This window comes from Acidimicrobiia bacterium (assembly GCA_040880805.1).
GTDB lineage: Bacteria > Actinomycetota > Acidimicrobiia > IMCC26256 > DASPTH01 > DASPTH01.
Genome location: JBBDHW010000060.1, coordinates 1 through 16,433 on the forward strand (window position 1 = coordinate 1; position 16,433 = coordinate 16,433).

13 protein-coding genes are annotated in these 16,433 nt (G+C 64.7%); 9 read left to right on the forward strand and 4 right to left on the reverse strand.

All coding sequences use genetic code 11. The annotated features are described in order from the left end of the window. Positions 1-78 precede the first annotated feature (78 nt). The 7 genes from WD271_15940 (at position 79) to WD271_15970 (ending at position 9,867) form a co-directional block, all read left to right on the forward strand. Positions 79-462 carry a hypothetical protein gene (locus WD271_15940; GenBank protein MEX1009311.1) on the forward strand — a complete coding sequence of 128 codons (384 nt, stop codon included), beginning with the start codon at positions 79-81 and terminating at the stop codon, positions 460-462. Between the two features lie 801 nt (positions 463-1,263). Then, complete coding sequence (locus WD271_15945) at positions 1,264-3,084, forward strand: hypothetical protein (protein ID MEX1009312.1); 1,821 nt, start codon at positions 1,264-1,266, stop codon at positions 3,082-3,084. 81 nt (positions 3,085-3,165) lie between these two features. Further along, complete coding sequence (locus WD271_15950; GenBank protein MEX1009313.1) at positions 3,166-5,856, forward strand: AAA family ATPase; 2,691 nt, start codon at positions 3,166-3,168, stop codon at positions 5,854-5,856. A gap of 126 nt (positions 5,857-5,982) precedes the next feature. Continuing rightward, a complete protein-coding gene (locus WD271_15955) occupies positions 5,983-6,345 on the forward strand; it encodes a hypothetical protein (protein MEX1009314.1) in 363 nt (120 codons plus the stop codon). Positions 6,346-6,466: 121 nt separating this feature from the next. Continuing rightward, entirely contained in the window at positions 6,467-8,857 is a 2,391-nt protein-coding gene (locus tag WD271_15960; protein ID MEX1009315.1) for a WD40 repeat domain-containing protein, read from the forward strand. 453 nt (positions 8,858-9,310) lie between these two features. After that, positions 9,311-9,562: a hypothetical protein gene (locus tag WD271_15965; protein MEX1009316.1), complete on the forward strand. Its 252-nt coding sequence runs from the start codon at positions 9,311-9,313 to the stop codon at positions 9,560-9,562. Continuing rightward, complete coding sequence (locus tag WD271_15970; GenBank protein MEX1009317.1) at positions 9,556-9,867, forward strand: type II toxin-antitoxin system PemK/MazF family toxin; 312 nt, start codon at positions 9,556-9,558, stop codon at positions 9,865-9,867. The genes WD271_15965 and WD271_15970 overlap by 7 nt, the downstream gene beginning before the upstream one ends. A 228-nt stretch (positions 9,868-10,095) precedes the next feature. On the opposite strand, the gene WD271_15975 is transcribed toward WD271_15970, so the two are convergent. The 3 genes from WD271_15975 to WD271_15985 all read right to left on the reverse strand — a co-directional run bounded on the left by WD271_15975 (position 10,096) and on the right by WD271_15985 (position 12,821). Beyond that, positions 10,096-10,587 (reverse strand): glyoxalase superfamily protein, encoded by a 492-nt coding sequence (locus WD271_15975; protein MEX1009318.1) that lies wholly within the window; start codon positions 10,585-10,587, stop codon positions 10,096-10,098. 370 nt (positions 10,588-10,957) lie between these two features. Continuing rightward, a complete protein-coding gene (locus tag WD271_15980; GenBank protein MEX1009319.1) occupies positions 10,958-12,334 on the reverse strand; it encodes an FAD-binding oxidoreductase in 1,377 nt (458 codons plus the stop codon). 97 nt (positions 12,335-12,431) lie between these two features. Further along, on the reverse strand, positions 12,432-12,821 hold the full coding sequence (locus tag WD271_15985; protein MEX1009320.1) for a cupin domain-containing protein: 390 nt from the start codon (positions 12,819-12,821) through the stop codon (positions 12,432-12,434). 111 nt (positions 12,822-12,932) lie between these two features. On the opposite strand from WD271_15985, the gene WD271_15990 reads away from it, so the two are divergent. Both WD271_15990 and WD271_15995 read left to right on the forward strand, forming a co-directional pair. Further along, positions 12,933-13,592, forward strand: coding sequence for a helix-turn-helix domain-containing protein (locus tag WD271_15990; GenBank protein MEX1009321.1), 660 nt, complete (start codon positions 12,933-12,935; stop codon positions 13,590-13,592). 326 nt (positions 13,593-13,918) lie between these two features. Then, the gene (locus WD271_15995; protein ID MEX1009322.1) at positions 13,919-14,998 is read left to right on the forward strand and encodes a Zn-dependent alcohol dehydrogenase; all 1,080 of its coding nucleotides are present in this window, start codon (positions 13,919-13,921) and stop codon (positions 14,996-14,998) included. A gap of 26 nt (positions 14,999-15,024) precedes the next feature. Here the strand turns inward: WD271_15995 and WD271_16000 are convergent, their stop codons facing one another. Beyond that, positions 15,025-16,356 (reverse strand): cytochrome P450, encoded by a 1,332-nt coding sequence (locus WD271_16000; GenBank protein ID MEX1009323.1) that lies wholly within the window; start codon positions 16,354-16,356, stop codon positions 15,025-15,027. Between the last annotated feature and the right edge of the window lie 77 nt (positions 16,357-16,433).

Below are 16,433 nucleotides of genomic sequence, written 5' to 3' on the forward strand. Positions count from 1 at the left end.
GACCCGATACCGCGCGCCCCGACCCACTTGACAACACGGCGATTCACACCTCAGCCGCGGCGTCTGCGAGGAGCGGGAATGGGACTGTTCAAGAAGCAACCGAAGCCGAATGCAGGTGACGTGCGCGCGAGAGCTTCGCTGGTCGGAAGCATCGATGCGTTGTTTCAGTGGGACGCAGCATCCAAGGCCGGACGTCATCGTGAAGCTCTGGCCCTCGCGGAGCGGGAGATCGTCAACCCACATCTTGACGACGAGAACCGGACGATGTGGCGTCAAAAGGCCGCAGAAACGGGGGTGGCACTCTTTGTGGAGCACTACCAGCCTGCGCTTGACGCGAAGCGCTACGGAGAGGTCTTGCGAGGTCTCGAAGAGATTCTGAGAAATCCAGACATTCCAAGTGGCTTGCGCTCGGAGCTGTCGAGCCTTGGTGACACCTTGCGAGACCAACGAGACAAGAGCTAGCGAGCCGACTCTCCCTCTCTCGCTCCGATGACTGAGAACGTTCAGATCGACCGCGTGTCGGCACTCTCGTTGGTCTCGCGGATCTTCCACCGTGAGGCGCTCATCATCGGCCGTCAGCCTGAGAGCCTCATCTCCCACGTGCACAACCGCTTGTTCACCGTGCGCGCGCAACCAGCAGTCCACGACGTCTTGGCGGCCAGCTGCAAGAACGCCTTGGCCGGCCGATGTTGGATGAGCTTGGAGAATCGGCCGGCGGCAGCGGCGAATCCCGAACTTGTACGGAGTGCCGAACTGGGGGGCGCGCACGCACTCGACCGACTCAACGGCGGTGTCCCGCCTCGTTTCGAAGGCGGTCAGCGACTGGCCGTGTCTGCCAGCGGCGACCACGTTGCCTCCATCAGCGCAGACGGACGCATGCGAATCTGGGATCTCAAGCGCTGGCGACGCGAGTTGGAATTCCCTTGTCGGGCATGGGATGTCGTGTGGTCGTCAGCGACCAGACTCATCATCCGCGACAGCACAAGAGTGTGGGCGCGGGATCTCGCGGACGGCTCGGAGGAGCAACTCGTTGAGTACCGAGGCCGCGAAGCAGCGCTCTCGGCTGATGGACGCCTTCTCCTAGTCGCCCGCGATCACAGCGTCGATGTCTGGGACCTCGGAAGCGCGCGCCTGGAGCCGCGCTCGCGCGCACTCGAATGCCGGGGTCCGCTCTCGGTCTCACCCGACGGGACCATGATCGCCGCTGGTCGAAATGAGTCGTCGGGATGCATCTTCGAACTCGGCGCCTCTGGACCACGAGCGGTGATTGAGGCACCGGGCCGCGCCATAGTGCGCATGTACGAGGGTGACACGAACGCGGTCGTTGCAATTGCGTGGTCCCCCGACGGCGAATGTCTAGCTTTCGGGTTCGAGAACGGACTGCTGTCGATCTGCCGGGCTTCCGGCGACGTCATCGCGGTTGTCGACCACCACGTCGGATCGATCATGTCACTCGCATGGTCCCCCGACGCGCGCTACCTCGCCTCGGCGTCGCTCGGTGGCCAGATCTATGTATGGGACGCGGTGGAGAGAACGCTCGCCTCGGTGTTGCACGGCCACCCGACGGGCGTAGTTGAGGTCGCGTGGCTCCCCGACGGCGGATCACTGATCTCTGCCGATCAATCGAGCGTGGTCATGCTCTGGGAGCCCATTCGGGGTGGAGTGAACAATGACCTGGGCGCGGAGTGGTCGAGCATCAGGAGTCTCGCCTGGTCTCCCGACGGCAACCAGTACGTATCCGGAGGGCAACGGGGCCTCGTACAGATCTGGGACGGGTACACCGGGGCCATCGAGCGCAACCTCGGCGGCCACGAAGGTCTCGGCCGAATGGCGTTCGGCGCGTCGGAGGCCGGCGAGGGGCCACCGACCTCAGTGCCCGCGGATCCGGCCGCCGCAAGGCGAGAACTCGAGGAAATCAAGCGCGTCATTCGAGGTGGCGCGTCGGCAGCGGACGTTCGTGCAGCCGCAAAGCGGCTCGACGAGCTTGTACAGCCCTTCTTGCCAGAGCTCGACAAGCTGCTCAGTGACTCACGCGCCCCGACCACTGGCCTGCCTGTCGACGCTGTGTGCTGGTCACCAATACGTGAGCAGATCGCCTCAGCGGGGCACGACAAGACGCTCCGCCTCTGGGACGCTCACGGTTTGGTTGAACATGTACTCGTGCACGAACTTGCAGTATCGGAGTTCGTGTGGTCGCCGGACGGCGCTCTGATCGCGTCGGCATCCGATCACTTCGTACGGGTGTGGAGTGTCGTTTCCGGCGAGTTGATCGCGCAGATTCCGGCGGCGCGCAGCCGGGCACTCGCGTGGTCCCCTGACGGCCAATGGCTCGCCTACGCCGCCGATGACGACAGTCTTGCGTTGGCATCCGCGCCAGAAGGCAGCGTCGCCTCACTCGTACCCGAGAGACGCGTCGCCGTCTGGCATCGCACCGACGAAGCAGACGCAAACCTCATCGACCGGTGCCGCGAGTTCGCCAAACGGCTTCGCGAAGGAGCGCTACTGCGGAGTGAGATCACCGAGCGCGTGAGGGCCCTCGAGCAACTGAGCGTCACCTGGGCAGCATCGACTCACCAATCGAATTCGCTGACCGCTGCCACTTGGAGCCGGGATGGGCACTGCGTAGTGGCAGGGACCGCGGATGGTCGACTGGTGTTCATCGATGTCGCGACGCGCACATCTTCCATCACCGTCGCCGGGCATCCCGCCGCCGTGAACGCTCTTCATAGTTCGATTGATGGATTGCTCGCATCGGTCGACGCCGAGGGCACTTGCTTGCTCTGGCAGCCACCAGAGCTCGAGCCGAGGGGCTCTGTCGAAGTTCCTCGCCGACCGGACGCTCCCATTGCGATCTCCTGGTCTCGCCGAGGAGATCTCGTCGCGATCTCAGCGTCGCACAACGCCATCGAGATCTGGGATGGTCGGCGTGGGGCTCTCGTCGCACGGGCCCGTTGCATCTCACCAGTGCTCGCGGCGCAGTTCGACGACGACGGCCACACCTTGCACGTGGCCGACTCGGGGTATGCAACCGGGAATCAACCGATCCCGTACGTCTTCACGCTGCGAACCGAGGCGCGAGCATAGCCAGGTCTCCTGCAACCACTTGATCTCCGGCCCGGATGGGCGTGGAATGGAGGCCGCATCGGTGGGGAGAAGGGGGTCCGGATGCCGCAGGCGGGCAAGACGTTCCGGGTCTTCGTGAGCTCGACCTTCCGCGACTTGGTGAAGGAGCGCAACGCACTCCAGGTGAAGGCGTTCGCGAACCTCAAGCGGCGGTGCGAGGCCGAGGGCGTGCGCTTCCAGGCGATCGACCTGCGGTGGGGGATCAGCCAGGAGGCGTCGCTCGACCAGCAGACCATCCCGATCTGCATCGCCGAGGTCAAGCGCTGCCAGCGGATCACCCCGCGGCCCAACTTCCTCGTCCTCCTCGGCGATCGGTACGGGTGGCGCGCGCTGCCCACCGAGATCCCCGCGAGCGAGTGGGAGCTGCTGTGGACGAAGGTGACCGATTCCCAGCAGCAGCAGCAGCACCTGTTGGCGGTCTGGTATCGCCGGGACGACAACGCGGTGCCACCGGTCTACGTGCTCCAGCCCCGCCTGGAGGAGCTTCCCGAGCAGGCGACCGAGGACGAGCGCGAGCGCAACGCCGCCGCTGATGGTGAGGTGTGGGCCGGCGTCGAGTCGCAGTTGCGTGAGATCCTGCTCAACGCCATCGAAGGGCTAGACCTCTCTCCGGATCAGCTCGTCAAGTACGAGAAGTCGGCGACCGAGCAGGAGATCCACTTCGGGGCACTCGGTACGTCCGACGCGCACGAGCACGTCTTCTGCTTCTTCCGCTCGTTCGAGGACGCGCCGTCGGGTCCGACGGCCGTGGACTTCGTGGACGCCGACCAGGACGATCGAGACGACCTCGCCGCGCTGAAGGCTGGGTTCGAGCCGCACCTCTGGCACGACCACATCGTCGAGTACACCGCCCGATGGGGGGCCAACGAGGTCGCCGACGAGCACCTCGACGAGCTGTCGGATCGAGTCGAGGAGGCGCTCTGGACGCAGATCAGGTCCGGCCTCGCGCGCCGGGAGCAGCTCTTCGAAGAGGTCATGAACCACCGAGAGTTCGGCGACGACCGCGCGAAGCATTTCACCGGTCGGAGGGGTGTGGTCGATGCGCTCGCCGACCATGCCCGGTCCGGTGGCGAGCACCCCTTCGCCCTCTCTGGCGCGTCGGGTTCGGGCAAGTCCGCGCTCATCGCAGAGGTGGCACGCGAGGTCGTCGGGCGTGCACTTGGCGCGCCCGAGGAACAGGACCTCGTGGATCCCGCTCCCGGGAAGGCACCACGGCACGCGGATGAGGACGGCATGCGGGTGATCGTGCGATTCATCGGCGCGTCGCCCGAGTCGTCCGACGTCCGGCGACTGCTCGCCGGGCTGTGCCAGGAGATCTCCCGCCGGTATGGGCCGGACGAGTCCGCGCCGGCCGACTACCGCGAGCTCGTGCAGGAGCTCCCGAAGCGGCTCGCCCTCGCGACGAAGACTCGTCCGCTCGTGATCTTCCTGGACGCGGTCGATCAGCTCTCCGACGCCGAGAACGCCCGCAGCCTCGTGTGGCTGCCGCGCCAGCTCCCGGAGCACGTGCGCATCATCGTGTCGACGCTCACCGACCCCCGGGAGTGCCTCGATGCGCTGGAGGCCAAGCTCCCCGAGTCCCATCGGCTCGAGCTGACCGAGATGACCGTCGCCGAGGGTGGCGAGCTGCTCGACGCGTGGCTCGACGACGACGAGGTCAAGCGCACGCTCACCGATGACCAGCGCCGTGAGGTGCTCGACAAGTTCGCGTCCAACGGGCTGCCGCTGTACCTGAAGCTGGCCTTCGAAGAAGCACGGCGGTGGCATTCGTACGACCGCCCCAGCGAGGAGGAACGTCCCGGTACGTACCGCCCGCTCGACCCGACCGTGACGGGATTGATCCGCACGAACCTCTTCGGTCGGCTGCGCAGCACCCACAACCACGGGCCGCTCATGGTCGACCGCTCGCTGGCCTACCTCCGTGCCGCGAAGAGCGGCATGTCGGAGGAGGAGATGCTCGGGGTGCTGTCGATGGACCCCGACGATCCCGCCACCGTGCTCGGCGACTTCCGCAGCCGTCAGGACAAGGACGCGCCCGACGTGCGCCAGCTGCCCATCGTGGTGTGGTCGCGCTTCTACCTCGACCTCGAGCCCTACCTGAGCACCCGTCAGTCCGACGGCGCGCAGCTCCTCAGCTTCTACCACCGGCAGCTCGGTGAGGTCGTCGCCGAGGACTACCTAGAGGGCGCCGATGGTGTGACCCGTCATGCCGAGCTCGCTCGCTACTTCGGTGAGCAGGAGCCGTTCGTCGAGGTGCCTGTCGCCGACGGCGAAGAGCCGCGGACGGTGGCGAACGTGCGCCGGCTCGTCGAGCTCCCGTTCCAGCAGACCAGCGCCGAGGACTGGGACGGGGTGTTCGAGACGCTTACCGACTTCGAGTTCCTCGAGCAGAAGGCGACCCACGTCGGCGTCGTCGACAACGGCGACGAGACGAAGACCTACACCGGCGTCTACCAGCTCCAGGACGACTACACGTTCGCGCTCGAGCGCATGCCCGGCGGCGACGGCGAGGCTGGCACCGACAAGCGCCGACGGATCATCCTCACCGGCGTCGACTTCCACGACGGCAACGACCTCCAGATCCACTGCCCGCACTGCAACAAGGCGTCACCGTTCCAGCAGGAGTGGCGAGGTGAGGACATCACCTGTCCACAAGAGGGCTGCGGCGGACCTCTGCGCATCAACAAGTTCATCGTCGGCGAATCCGCTTTGGAGATGCAGTGGGAAAAATGAGCGCGTCGCGATGTTGCATGTAGCGCCCAAGGAGGCTGAAACAGACGATCTGCTGACCCTGAGTTTGAGTTTGGTCGATTCTTTAGAATGCGGCGGCCGAGTCGCCGCGGGAAAGGAAGGCACGAGATGCCGCTTTGGGACAAAGCGAAACAAGCGACCGTCAAGCAAGCAGCGAACCGAAGACTTGCGTACTTCCACGTGTTCAAGGAGGCTGAACCAGGATTGCCAGATACCTATCATGTGCCGACTTCAATACTCAAAGAACTGCTTTCACAACCTCGCATTGACGAGCTCAACGGAAACTGTGATCCGGTGAAGGTCGGAACCCTGCGGGATCTAACAGATGAATTCATGGTGGACCTGTCGCGACAGGTGCTTCGCGAGATTTACCCGCGCTATCCGAACCATGATTTCGAAGTTTCAATCGAGAGCCGACTAGATCATGACCCCCCGGCAAGATTGCTGCTCATCCATGTGACATCAAAATGAGGGCTATTTACCTGTCGCAGGGACAGGCTCAGGGGGTGACGGGCAAGCGCCAACCCCCCACCGTGCTGCTGTTAGCGAGTGCCTGCAGCCGTGCTCGAATGAGAACGCCAGCGACGCGTGCATGAGTGATGTTGCGCGTGCTCTAGGGAAGAATCAGCAGCTTAGTTTGGCGCTCTCGGGCAACCACGTGATGGATCGATCTGCTCTGCGAATCGTGTCATCTGCGTTCGAACGAGAGTTCCATAACCTCGTGTCGCGGCCTGAAGCCTTGTTCCAACAGCTCTACAACCGGCTGCAATTCGAGTCCGAGTTCGACCAAGTCTCGCTCGGGTTGGCTCGCCAGAGCCGAAGTGGAGAGGCGGCAAGCCACCCTTGGATACGCCGAGTAGGGCCCCAGTTTGCAGACTCACCCGCACTGCGGGGAGTGATCGCCGAAGAAGCGGCGATCACTCAAGTCTGCAACTTCAGCCCTGATGGGCGGTTGCTTGCTACGGGCAGCAATGAGACTGTCCGGATCTGGGATGTCAACTCGCGACTTGAGGTTGCTCGTCTGATCGGTCACGACTCAACCGTCGTGGATTGCAGCTTCTCTCCGGAGGGTCGCCGATTGGTGACCATCAGTCAGGATGGATGTATCTGCGTCTGGGATCTCTCAACTCATGAACGAATTGATGTCCAGAGGATGGCGCACGAGACTGCGAGGGCGTGCGAACTCAGCCCAGATGGTTCGCGCATGGTCTCGGTCGGGGGGAACCTGCTTTCCGTGCCCACTCCGGATGATCTGGTGCACTACGCCTTGAAGTTGTGGGATCTTACGGGTTCTCACGGATTGCGCGAGGCCGGTTGGTTTGAGGCACCGGGTCACTCGGCGCGTGACTGCGCGTGGAGCCCAGACGGTTCGTATGTCGTATCCGCCGGTGACGATGGAACTGTCCGAATCTGGGATGCTGAAACCTGCGTGCAGCGCGCAGTGCTGCGTGGACACCGCGGCCGCGTCTGGGCTTGTTCCGTGAGTCCAAATGGGTCGTTCGTAGTGTCTGCCGGTGGCGATGACGCGACATTGCGTATTTGGGATGCCGCGACCGGCGAAGAACTCGCGGTCATGTGTCACCAGCGGATTGAAGATAACTGGAATGAAGATTTCGTTCTTCCGCTGGGCGTGTGTGACTGCGCGGTTAGTCCTGACGCTCAGCAGATCATTTCGGCAGGAGCCGACGAGACAGTGAGGGTGTGGGATGTGTCGACCAGTTCCGAGCAATGCGATCTTTCGGGCCATGATTCGCTTGTGTTCGCGTGCGCGATGAGCCCGGATGGAGCGTACGTTGCGTCAGCAAGTCTCGACATGACCGTACGGCTCTGGGAACCAGTACTGCAACCTGAAGGTTGGGCGCCGCCCCCTTCGACTGGCGGTGTGGTGTGCCGGTTCAGCCCACATGGTCGCCTGGCGGCGACGGCGAACGTTCAGGGCGACGTCACACTGTGGGACTTTACCCGCGCGGCACTACCCAGGTGGCGGGCCCACGACGCGCCCGTGGCTGACTGCGACTTCAGCCCAGATTCCCGTGCTCTCGTGACTGGCAGTAGCGACAAGACCTGTAAGCTCTGGGACGTCCATGATTTGGGGCTCCTCGCAACTCTAAACGATCCCGCAGCCTCGCACGCTGAGGGCTCAACGCCGGAGCGGCTGCGTGAGTTCTTCGGCAAGACTTTGGGCGGGGTGAGAGGTTGCCGGATCAGCCCCGACGAGTCTTACATCGTCTCTGTGGGCTCGGATGGTGTGCTCATCTTGTGGGACACCGATGAGTGCCAACAACGCGTTCGCGTTGCGACAGATTCGAGCCTCAACGCCTGCGCGATCAGTCCTGACGCTCATTTCGTGCTAGCAGCTGGCCTTGACGGCACGATCAAGAAGTTTGCTGCTGACTCAGGAGAGTTGGTCGCGATCGGAGTCGGGCATGCAGACGCGGGGGGTGTTGCGTCTGGCGTTCGGGATTGCGTAGTCAGTCCGGACGGCTCGAAGGTCATCTCGGCGGGCCAGGATGGAACGATCCGAGTCTGGGACGCGGTTGACTTGACAGAGGTACAAATAGTCGGCCGTCACGCCGGCGGTGTTGAAGCATGCGCGTTGAGCCCAGATGGAGCGTTCGTCCTTTCATGCGGACGCGATCGGGCGCTTCGTGTCTGGAGTCTGACCGAACAAGTCGAGGTCACGGCGGTTTTCTTCCCCACCATTCTCCTCTCTGTTTCTGCGCATCCTTACCATCCGGTAGCGATGTGCGGTGATCCCAGCGCCGTGTACTCGCTGACGCTTGAGGGCATCAAGTGGGGTTCCATCGTTGTCACTCCGGTCGAATCTCGCGTGGAACAGTTCCTGAGGTGCCCTGCGTGCGACCGAACTACAGAGTTCCATCTGAGTTGGCAGGGAAACGAAATCGACTGCCCAAGCGGATGTGGGCTTCGCATGCAGGTCAGCGAACTGATCGCAACGCGACCCATCTGGGCTTCGCGCTAGGGGACACGCGACACGTCGGGCCCGCTCGGGTTGGACGGCCTGTCGGTTCCGGTGTGCAGGTAACGATGGCCCCGCCGAAACTCGCAAGAACTTTGGGACTCCTCGGGTTTGTGTGGGTCCATCCGTGGTCAACTTCCCCGGATCACCACCAGTCGGCCTGTGGGAGCCGTATGACCGGAGACGGTCACGTACGGTTCTGCGAGAGCGGGAGGGGGAGGATCCCTCCCGCCACTCACCCGACAGGGGGCCGCTGGCGAAGCTGCACCCACGGCGCGACGGAAACCACGCACCCACCGCGGAAACGCGTGGGACTGAGCCCGTCCGACCTACCGGCACGCAGACCAACCAGCGGCCTACCTCACCCTCGGCGTGTCTCGATCCGGTGTTCGGGGACGGTCGGGCGAGGAATGGGAGGTAGGTCGATGGTGCTCTACGGGCCGTATACTGCCCTGTATGACAACGCCCGTGCCGACCAGATTCACCGACGAGGAGCTCGCGCTGATCGACGAACTCGTTGACGTAGGCATCGGCGACAGCCGATCTGCGGTGATTCGACGAGGAGTGCACCACCTTGCCGATGCGGTCCGCCGAGCGGGCGTCGGCGCCGCCATCGTCCAGTCGTACACCAAGCAGCCCCAGACGCTCGACGACAACGAGCTCGCGATGGCGAGCGCAATCGCGTTGACCGAGGCGGAGCCGTGGTAGCCCAGGCCGAGCTCTGGTTGATGGAGACCCCGAACCAGAAGCGCCGACCGGTACTCGTCGTGTCGCGCGACGAGGCCATCCCAGTTCTCAACAACGTCGTGGTGGCGCCGGTCACGAGCACGATCCGAGACATCCCGACATGCATCCCCGTCGGCCCCGAGGAAGGCATCGACCACGACAGCGCGGCCACGTTCGACAGCCTCGCCGCCGTACCGAAGTCGGTCCTCACGACGCGCCTCGGCGAACTCGGCGTCGGTGGACGACGCCGCATCTGCGAGGCCTTGGACGCCGTCGCCAACTGCTGACGACGGTCACCCAGCCGGCGTTCGGAGACGGCTGGAGTCAGGAGCCGTACACCGGCAGCCGGGAAACGGCTACTTCGTTGGTCCGGTGATCGCAGGCAGGTTCGCATCGTGCTGGTTGCTGTCGCCTTGTGTAGTCAGCCGTCCGCTGCACTGCGCGAGCGCTGGTCTTTGGGACCGTCGACGTCGCTCGGCGCGGCTGGAGGGATCCAGTTCTCCAGCCGCGCTTCGCTACTCGAGCTCACCGAAGCGGAGCCGGTTGCCGAATGGGTCGACGACGGCGAACTCGGTGCGACCGTCCGCGCTCTCGAGGCCTGGCTTGTTGCGGCCCACCGAGAACTTCTCGCTCAGCTCCGCGTGCAGGTCTCGCACGCCGGTCATGTAGATGTAGACGACCGAGCCGGGAGTGCTGTCGCCCTGGTGTTCGGTGAGATGCAGCACGAGGTCCCCTCTCGACACCTGGCGGTAGAGGGGGAGATCGGGCTCGAAGCGGTGCTCCCAATCGACCGTCATGCCGAGGTAGTCGACATAGAACTCGGTCGCTCTGTCTGTGTCGAAGGTCCGCAGGATCGGAACAACGCTGGTGAATTTCATGGACGGGTCCTCTCTCGATGCGGGCGCGGTGGCGGTTGCGAGGAGGCGTTGGCGTGCCGACGCGTACGACGTGCGCTGTTTGCGGGCGCGTGCACGTACGAGTTGCTTGAAGTCCTTGTCGGCGGTCATCCGGTGCCTCGCACCCGTCCGGTGTGGCAGTCCCCAGCAGTGCCGCCCGGACGGTGGAGCTACCGAACGAACCTGACCGGAAAATTCGCTCCCCTTTGCCTCCATCGAGCGCCCTTGCTGGGTGACCCAATGGACCGAGCCGTGTGATCATGACCGCAGAGCGAGTCCTGCGCTCGACCTCCGACGACCTTCCCACAACCACGAGCCGACGGCGAGCAGCACAGATCGGCGTGTCGGCGTGTACCGGCGCGGCAGGCCCTAAGCACGTTGTCGCGTACGCGGCGTGAGCGCATTATGGGCGTGACATGCCCACGGCGAACAGCGTGTCTTGGAGCGTGACTTGCGGATATCGGGTGTCGGCGATGCTTTCTTACGTCGTGGGTTGGATGTTCTGGTTCAGGTGGAACAGGTTGGCCGGGTCGTACTTGGTCTTGATCGCAGCCAACCGCTCGTAGTTGCCTCGATAGTTGGCCTTGATGCGGCTCTGGTCGTCGCCGTCCATGAAGTTGATGTAGCCGCCTTCAGCCGAATACGGCTCGAGCGCTTCGTAGTAGCCGCGGACCCAGGCGATGTTCGTGTCGTTGTCGGCGGGGTTTTCCCACATGCCGGCGATGACGGGCGAGAAGTTGACGTCGCGGTACGCGAACGCTGTCTCGTCGGCACCCACGCGTTGCACGGCCCCGTCGATTGGATAGAGGTGGACGGCACACTGGATTGCTGGGACCCGTGCACCATGGTCGGCGTGCACGGCGATCGCCTCGTCGCTGAGGTCGCGGGCGAAGCTCGCTTTCCAATAGTGCTGAAGTCCGGCGGGGAGCAGCGGGTCGAAGAGAGTGTTGAGCGCCGGATACGGCATCGCGCCGACGTGCGACCCGACAGGCGCGACGACATCGAGGAACGGCTTGATCATCTTCTCGCCCTGGTCGAGTGGACCCGCCCAACACGGCACCGCGAGACACACGTTCTTGAAATGCCACTCCTCGGGCAAGAACGGCAGCGGCGGCGCGAGATGGAACCCGACGAATCCCCCCAACTCCTCGGGGGACTCAGCAATGTACTCGCGGTAGAAGCGCAAGACCTCGTCGGCCCGATCGACGGGATACGCGATCGGTCCACCGTAGATGTCCGCCACGGGGTGCAGCCGGTACTCGAACGTGGTGACGACACCGAAGTTGCCGCCGCCCCCGCGCAACGCCCAGAAGAGGTCGCTGTTGTCGTTCTCGCTGGCGGTGACCACGCGTCCGTCGGCGGTGACAACCTCAGCCGACAGGAGGTTGTCGCACGACAGTCCGTACTTTCGCGAGAGGTAGCCGATGCCCCCACCGAGGGTGAGACCCGCGATCCCCGTCGAGCCGATGATGCCGCCCGTGGTCGCCAGACCATACGCATTCGTGGCTTCGTTGAACCCCGCCCAGGTACACCCGCCGCCAGCGCGCACGGTCTGGGTGTCCGTTGCGACGACGACGTCTTGGAGGAGGCTGAGATCAATCACGAGCCCCCCGTCGTTGGTACCGAAGCCCGGCGCGCTGTGCGCGCCACCCCGAACCGAGAGATCGAAACCCTCGGCGCGGGCCACACCGATCACCGCGGCCACGTCGGCTGTCCCGGTGCAGCGCACGATGGCGGCGGGACGCTTGTCAATCATGCCGTTATAGACCTTGCGGGCCTCCTCGTACCCGGCATCTCCCGGAGCGATCACCTCGCCGCTCGCCTCGCTACGTAACGCGTCGATTGCAGACATGCTCATGCTCCCTCCCGGCAGCCCGGCACCTCTGGGTGCCGCTTCTCGACGTCATCATGGACCTTCATCGCAGGTGACACCCCTCATTCACGCGTCAGGTCTGTCAACGGCTTCCCATCTGCGTGAGCATGTGGTCCATCACCTTCGTGTGCTCGACCTGTGGGCTGAAGAGGATGACCTCGGCGTCGTCCACCACGCGCACGCTGTGTCCGGGGGGCCAGTAGAACAGGTCGTTTTCGGAGCAAGTCTCGTCGGTCCCGTTGGTGTAGGTGACGACGACTTCACCCGAGAGCATGTAGCCCCAGTGCGGGGCCTGGCAGGCGTCACCCTCGAGCCCTTTCAACAGTGGGGCAATGTCGGTGCCGGCCCCGAGCGAGAAGTACTCGCCTCCGAGCGTGCCGAGTCCGGACGGATCACCGAAGCCATCGGCTTGGCGTGCGACCGCGCCGGGCACGTCGATCTTGACTGGTATCTCGTTCTTGGCGATGCGCATGCGACACCTTTCTGTGGAGCCAACTCGGACCATCTGCGGTTGCCCCAACATCGAAACCCCTCGGAGGCAGGTTGACTAGTTCCAATACTGAACCGATGGCATGCTGGTGGCATGAACAAATACGGCCAGTACTGCCCGATCTCGCGCTCGGCCGAGGTGCTCGGCGATCGTTGGACCTTCCACATCGTGCGCGACCTGCTCACCGGCACGACAAGATTCAACGAGCTGGTCCGTGGTAATCCGGGGCTCTCACGGGCACTGTTGAGTCGGCGGCTCGATCAACTCGAACGCGCCGGAGTGGTCGCGCACGATCCGAACGGGAGTTACCAACTCACGCCCGCCGGCCGCGACCTGCAACCGGTCGTCTTCGGCCTCGCCGAGTGGGGCGCGAGATGGGCGTTCGGCGAGCCCGACCCCGACGAACTCGACGCCGATCTGCTGTTGTGGTGGCTCCACCGCCGCCTGAACCCCGACACCCTTCGCGGGCCCCGCTTCGTCATCTACGTGCACTTCGGCGACGATCCGAACCGGTACTGGATCGTCGTCGAAGACGAGGCATCTCTCTGTCTCACCGACCCGGGGTTCGATGTCGATCTCACGCTCCACTCCGAACTCTCGACGCTCTACCGCATCTATCTCGGGTACCACACGCTCACCGATGCGTTCCACGAAGGTCAGCTCCATCTCAGCGGATCCAACGCCGCCATACGCAGCTTCATCGACGCATTCCAGCCTTCCCCCGTCGCCGCCATCGTTGCGGAAGCGACATAGCGGCAATCTCCGTCTGTGCCCTGATGCAACCTTCGTAGAAACGCCACGGTGATAATCCAGCCAGGCATTGAGCGCATCTCGCTCGTCGTGCGACTCGAACCCCGGTTCCGGATACTCCTTCGGAGCCATCAAGAGAGAGTACGGACTGCCGGCCGCGGGGTACTTCGAATACACAAGCACACCGAACACGCGCGCCGAAACACCGATGCTGCGACAACGTCCGCCGCGCCAGATCGGCAGTGCTTCACTTCGGTGCTCGGTCTGCGGCGTGGCAGCACAGCGGCTGAGGTAGCACGAGCGCGAGTGGTAGCGGGTACGGTGCGCGCATGCGCGCAGCCATCTTCGTAGAACAACATGAGGACCTCTCGCTGGAGGACGTCACCGCTCTCACGCCCGGGCCGCGTGACGCCATCGTCCACGTGCACGCGAGTGGGGTGTGCCAGTCCGACCAGGCGGTGATCGACCGCATGCCCGGTGGCAACCCGATGATCCTCGGGCACGAGGCTTGCGGCGTGGTCGAGTGGGTCGGCGCCGAGGTGTCGCGCGTACGGCCCGGCCAGCGAGTGATCGTCGCGCTCACACCGGTGTGCGGGCAGTGCTGGTTCTGCCGGCGGCAGGAGACGCACCTCTGCGAGATGGGGCCCGAGGTGATGGCCCGGCCCCGCGCCCAGCGCGCCGACGGGTCCGTGGCGAACGCGATGAGCGGGGTCGGCAGCTTCGCCGACGTCATGACGGTCGACGAGGCGTCATGCATCCCGGTCGACACGGATCTCCCGGCCGATCAGCTCGCGCTCATCGGGTGCGGGTTCACCACCGGATTTGGTGCAGTGATCAACACCGCGCAGGTCGGTCCGGGCGCCACGGTTGCCGTGATCGGCTGCGGTGGCGTGGGAACCTCGGCGATCCAGGGAGCGCGAGTCGCCGGCGCGTCGCGCATCATCGCGATCGACCCCGTGGCGATGAAGCGCCAGTCAGCCCTGCGGTTCGGTGCGACCGACGAAGTCGACCCGAGCGCGGGCGACCCGGTGGAGCAGGTGATCGCCCTCACAGGAGGTCGCGGCGTGGACTTCGCCTTCGAGGCGGTGGGCGTCGAGCAGCTGCAGCTGCAGGCGCTCGAGATGACTCGACGCGGCGGCACCACAGTGTTGGTCGGCGTCGCCGGTCGCAGCGCGGGTCTCGCGCTGCCGACGTTGCGGATGGTGATGGAGGACCGCACGGTGAAGGGCAGCTACTACGGCTCCGCGCGCGTCACACGCGACTACCCGCGCTTCATCGAGCTCATCGAGACCGGCCGGGTTGACCTGGGCGGGATGGTCACGAAGCACTTCTCGCTCGAAGAGGTGAACCAGGCGCTGGCCGCGATGCGCGACGGCGCGGTCGTGCGCGGCGTCTTGATGGGTTCTTGAGCGCACTTCGGTTCGGCGAGGCGCGGCTACGAAGATGTGGCTGCGCTGCGAGCAGAAGTCGCGACGGACACGAACTCCAGGTGCAGCTCCCGGAGGCCGCGGAGCATGTAGGTGGGGTCGTACTCGTAGCGCCGGGCGTCGGCCGGGCCGTGGTGAGCTTCGGAGATCCGGATGTCCTCCGTGCGGTCGAGGAAGCGCTGGATGGTGACTTTGGTCTCCGCACGCGCGAGGGGTGCGCCGGCGCACGAGTGGATGCCGTGCCCGAACCCGACGTGCATGCGACCGTTCGCGCGATCGAGACGGAACTCGCCCGGGTTCTCGAACTGGCGCGGGTCGCGGTTCACCGCGTCGTTCATCAGGAACACGGTCGTGCCGGCGGGGAGGTCGATCCTCCCGACCGTGGTCGGGACGCGAGAGAGCCGGAACGAGCCCTTCAACGGGCTCTCGATCCGCAGCTGCTCCTCGATGAACGGCGAGATGAGATCGCGGTCGTCGCGCAGCCGCTGCTGGAGCTCGGGTCGGTCGCCGAGCCGCCGGAACGACATGGTGATGAGCCGGGCCGTGGTCTCCCCGCCCGCGGAGAACAGGTTGGCCGCGATCCTCATGACATCGTCGACCGGGGGCAGTGTGCCGTCGGGGAACGTCGCCTGGGCCATCTCCGTCATGATGTCGTCGCGCGGCGCGCGCCGACGGTCCTCGATGTAGGCGGTGAACTGCTCGTAGAGGAACTCGAGCGGCTTGTGCGACAGCTTCGCCGGACCTGCCTCCTGCACGAGACTTGAGCGGAACTGTGCCATCGGGCGCTCCCTGCCCGCGAGCTTGGCGCGGATCTCGTCGCGGTCCTCGTCGGGCACGCCGAGGAGGTCGGCGATCACCATGAGGGTGAAGGGCAGTGCGTATTCGGGGATGAAGTCGCACTCACCGCGGTCGTAGAACTCGTCGATCGTCCGATCGGCGAGCTGCCACATGTACTCCTCGTTCTCCTTGAGGCGCTTCGGCGTGATCAGCCGCATCAGCAGTCCGCGCTGTGCAGTGTGCTTGGGCGGGTCGAACGAGGGCAGCTGGTCGCTGAACGGCAGCTCGTCGCGGTGCGCCTCGATGATCTCGGTGATGTCGTCGCCCTCGAGCGGAACCGGGATCTTGACGAACGGCCCGCTCACCGTGTTGCAATTCGACCACGTCGCCTGGTCGTGGTACACGGCGATCGCCTCTTCGTACCCCGTGACCAGCCACACGTCCCACTTCGGGTAGTACCACAGCGGGCCTTGCTCGCGGACCCAGTCGTAGTACGCGTATGGGTCCTGGGGGAGGTCAGGGTCGCGGAACAGGTCGATGTCGGCGAAATCAGTGTTGCCCACCGCGGTCCTCCGCAACGATCGTCGATGACGTGGTTTGCCCGTACGAGAGCAACGTTACGGCGAAGCTGGACAGCGGC

Coding starts and splice junctions, on each gene's coding strand:
- WD271_15990 (MEX1009321.1), top strand. CDS start 12,933: ATGAACAAATACGGCCAGTACTGCCCGATCTCGCGCTCGGCCGAGGTG.
- WD271_15955 (MEX1009314.1), top strand. CDS start 5,983: ATGCCGCTTTGGGACAAAGCGAAACAAGCGACCGTCAAGCAAGCAGCG.
- WD271_15975 (MEX1009318.1), bottom strand. CDS start 10,587: ATGACCGCCGACAAGGACTTCAAGCAACTCGTACGTGCACGCGCCCGC.
- WD271_15985 (MEX1009320.1), bottom strand. CDS start 12,821: ATGCGCATCGCCAAGAACGAGATACCAGTCAAGATCGACGTGCCCGGC.
- WD271_15950 (MEX1009313.1), top strand. CDS start 3,166: ATGCCGCAGGCGGGCAAGACGTTCCGGGTCTTCGTGAGCTCGACCTTC.
- WD271_15960 (MEX1009315.1), top strand. CDS start 6,467: ATGAGTGATGTTGCGCGTGCTCTAGGGAAGAATCAGCAGCTTAGTTTG.
- WD271_15965 (MEX1009316.1), top strand. CDS start 9,311: ATGACAACGCCCGTGCCGACCAGATTCACCGACGAGGAGCTCGCGCTG.
- WD271_15980 (MEX1009319.1), bottom strand. CDS start 12,334: ATGAGCATGTCTGCAATCGACGCGTTACGTAGCGAGGCGAGCGGCGAG.
- WD271_15940 (MEX1009311.1), top strand. CDS start 79: ATGGGACTGTTCAAGAAGCAACCGAAGCCGAATGCAGGTGACGTGCGC.
- WD271_15995 (MEX1009322.1), top strand. CDS start 13,919: ATGCGCGCAGCCATCTTCGTAGAACAACATGAGGACCTCTCGCTGGAG.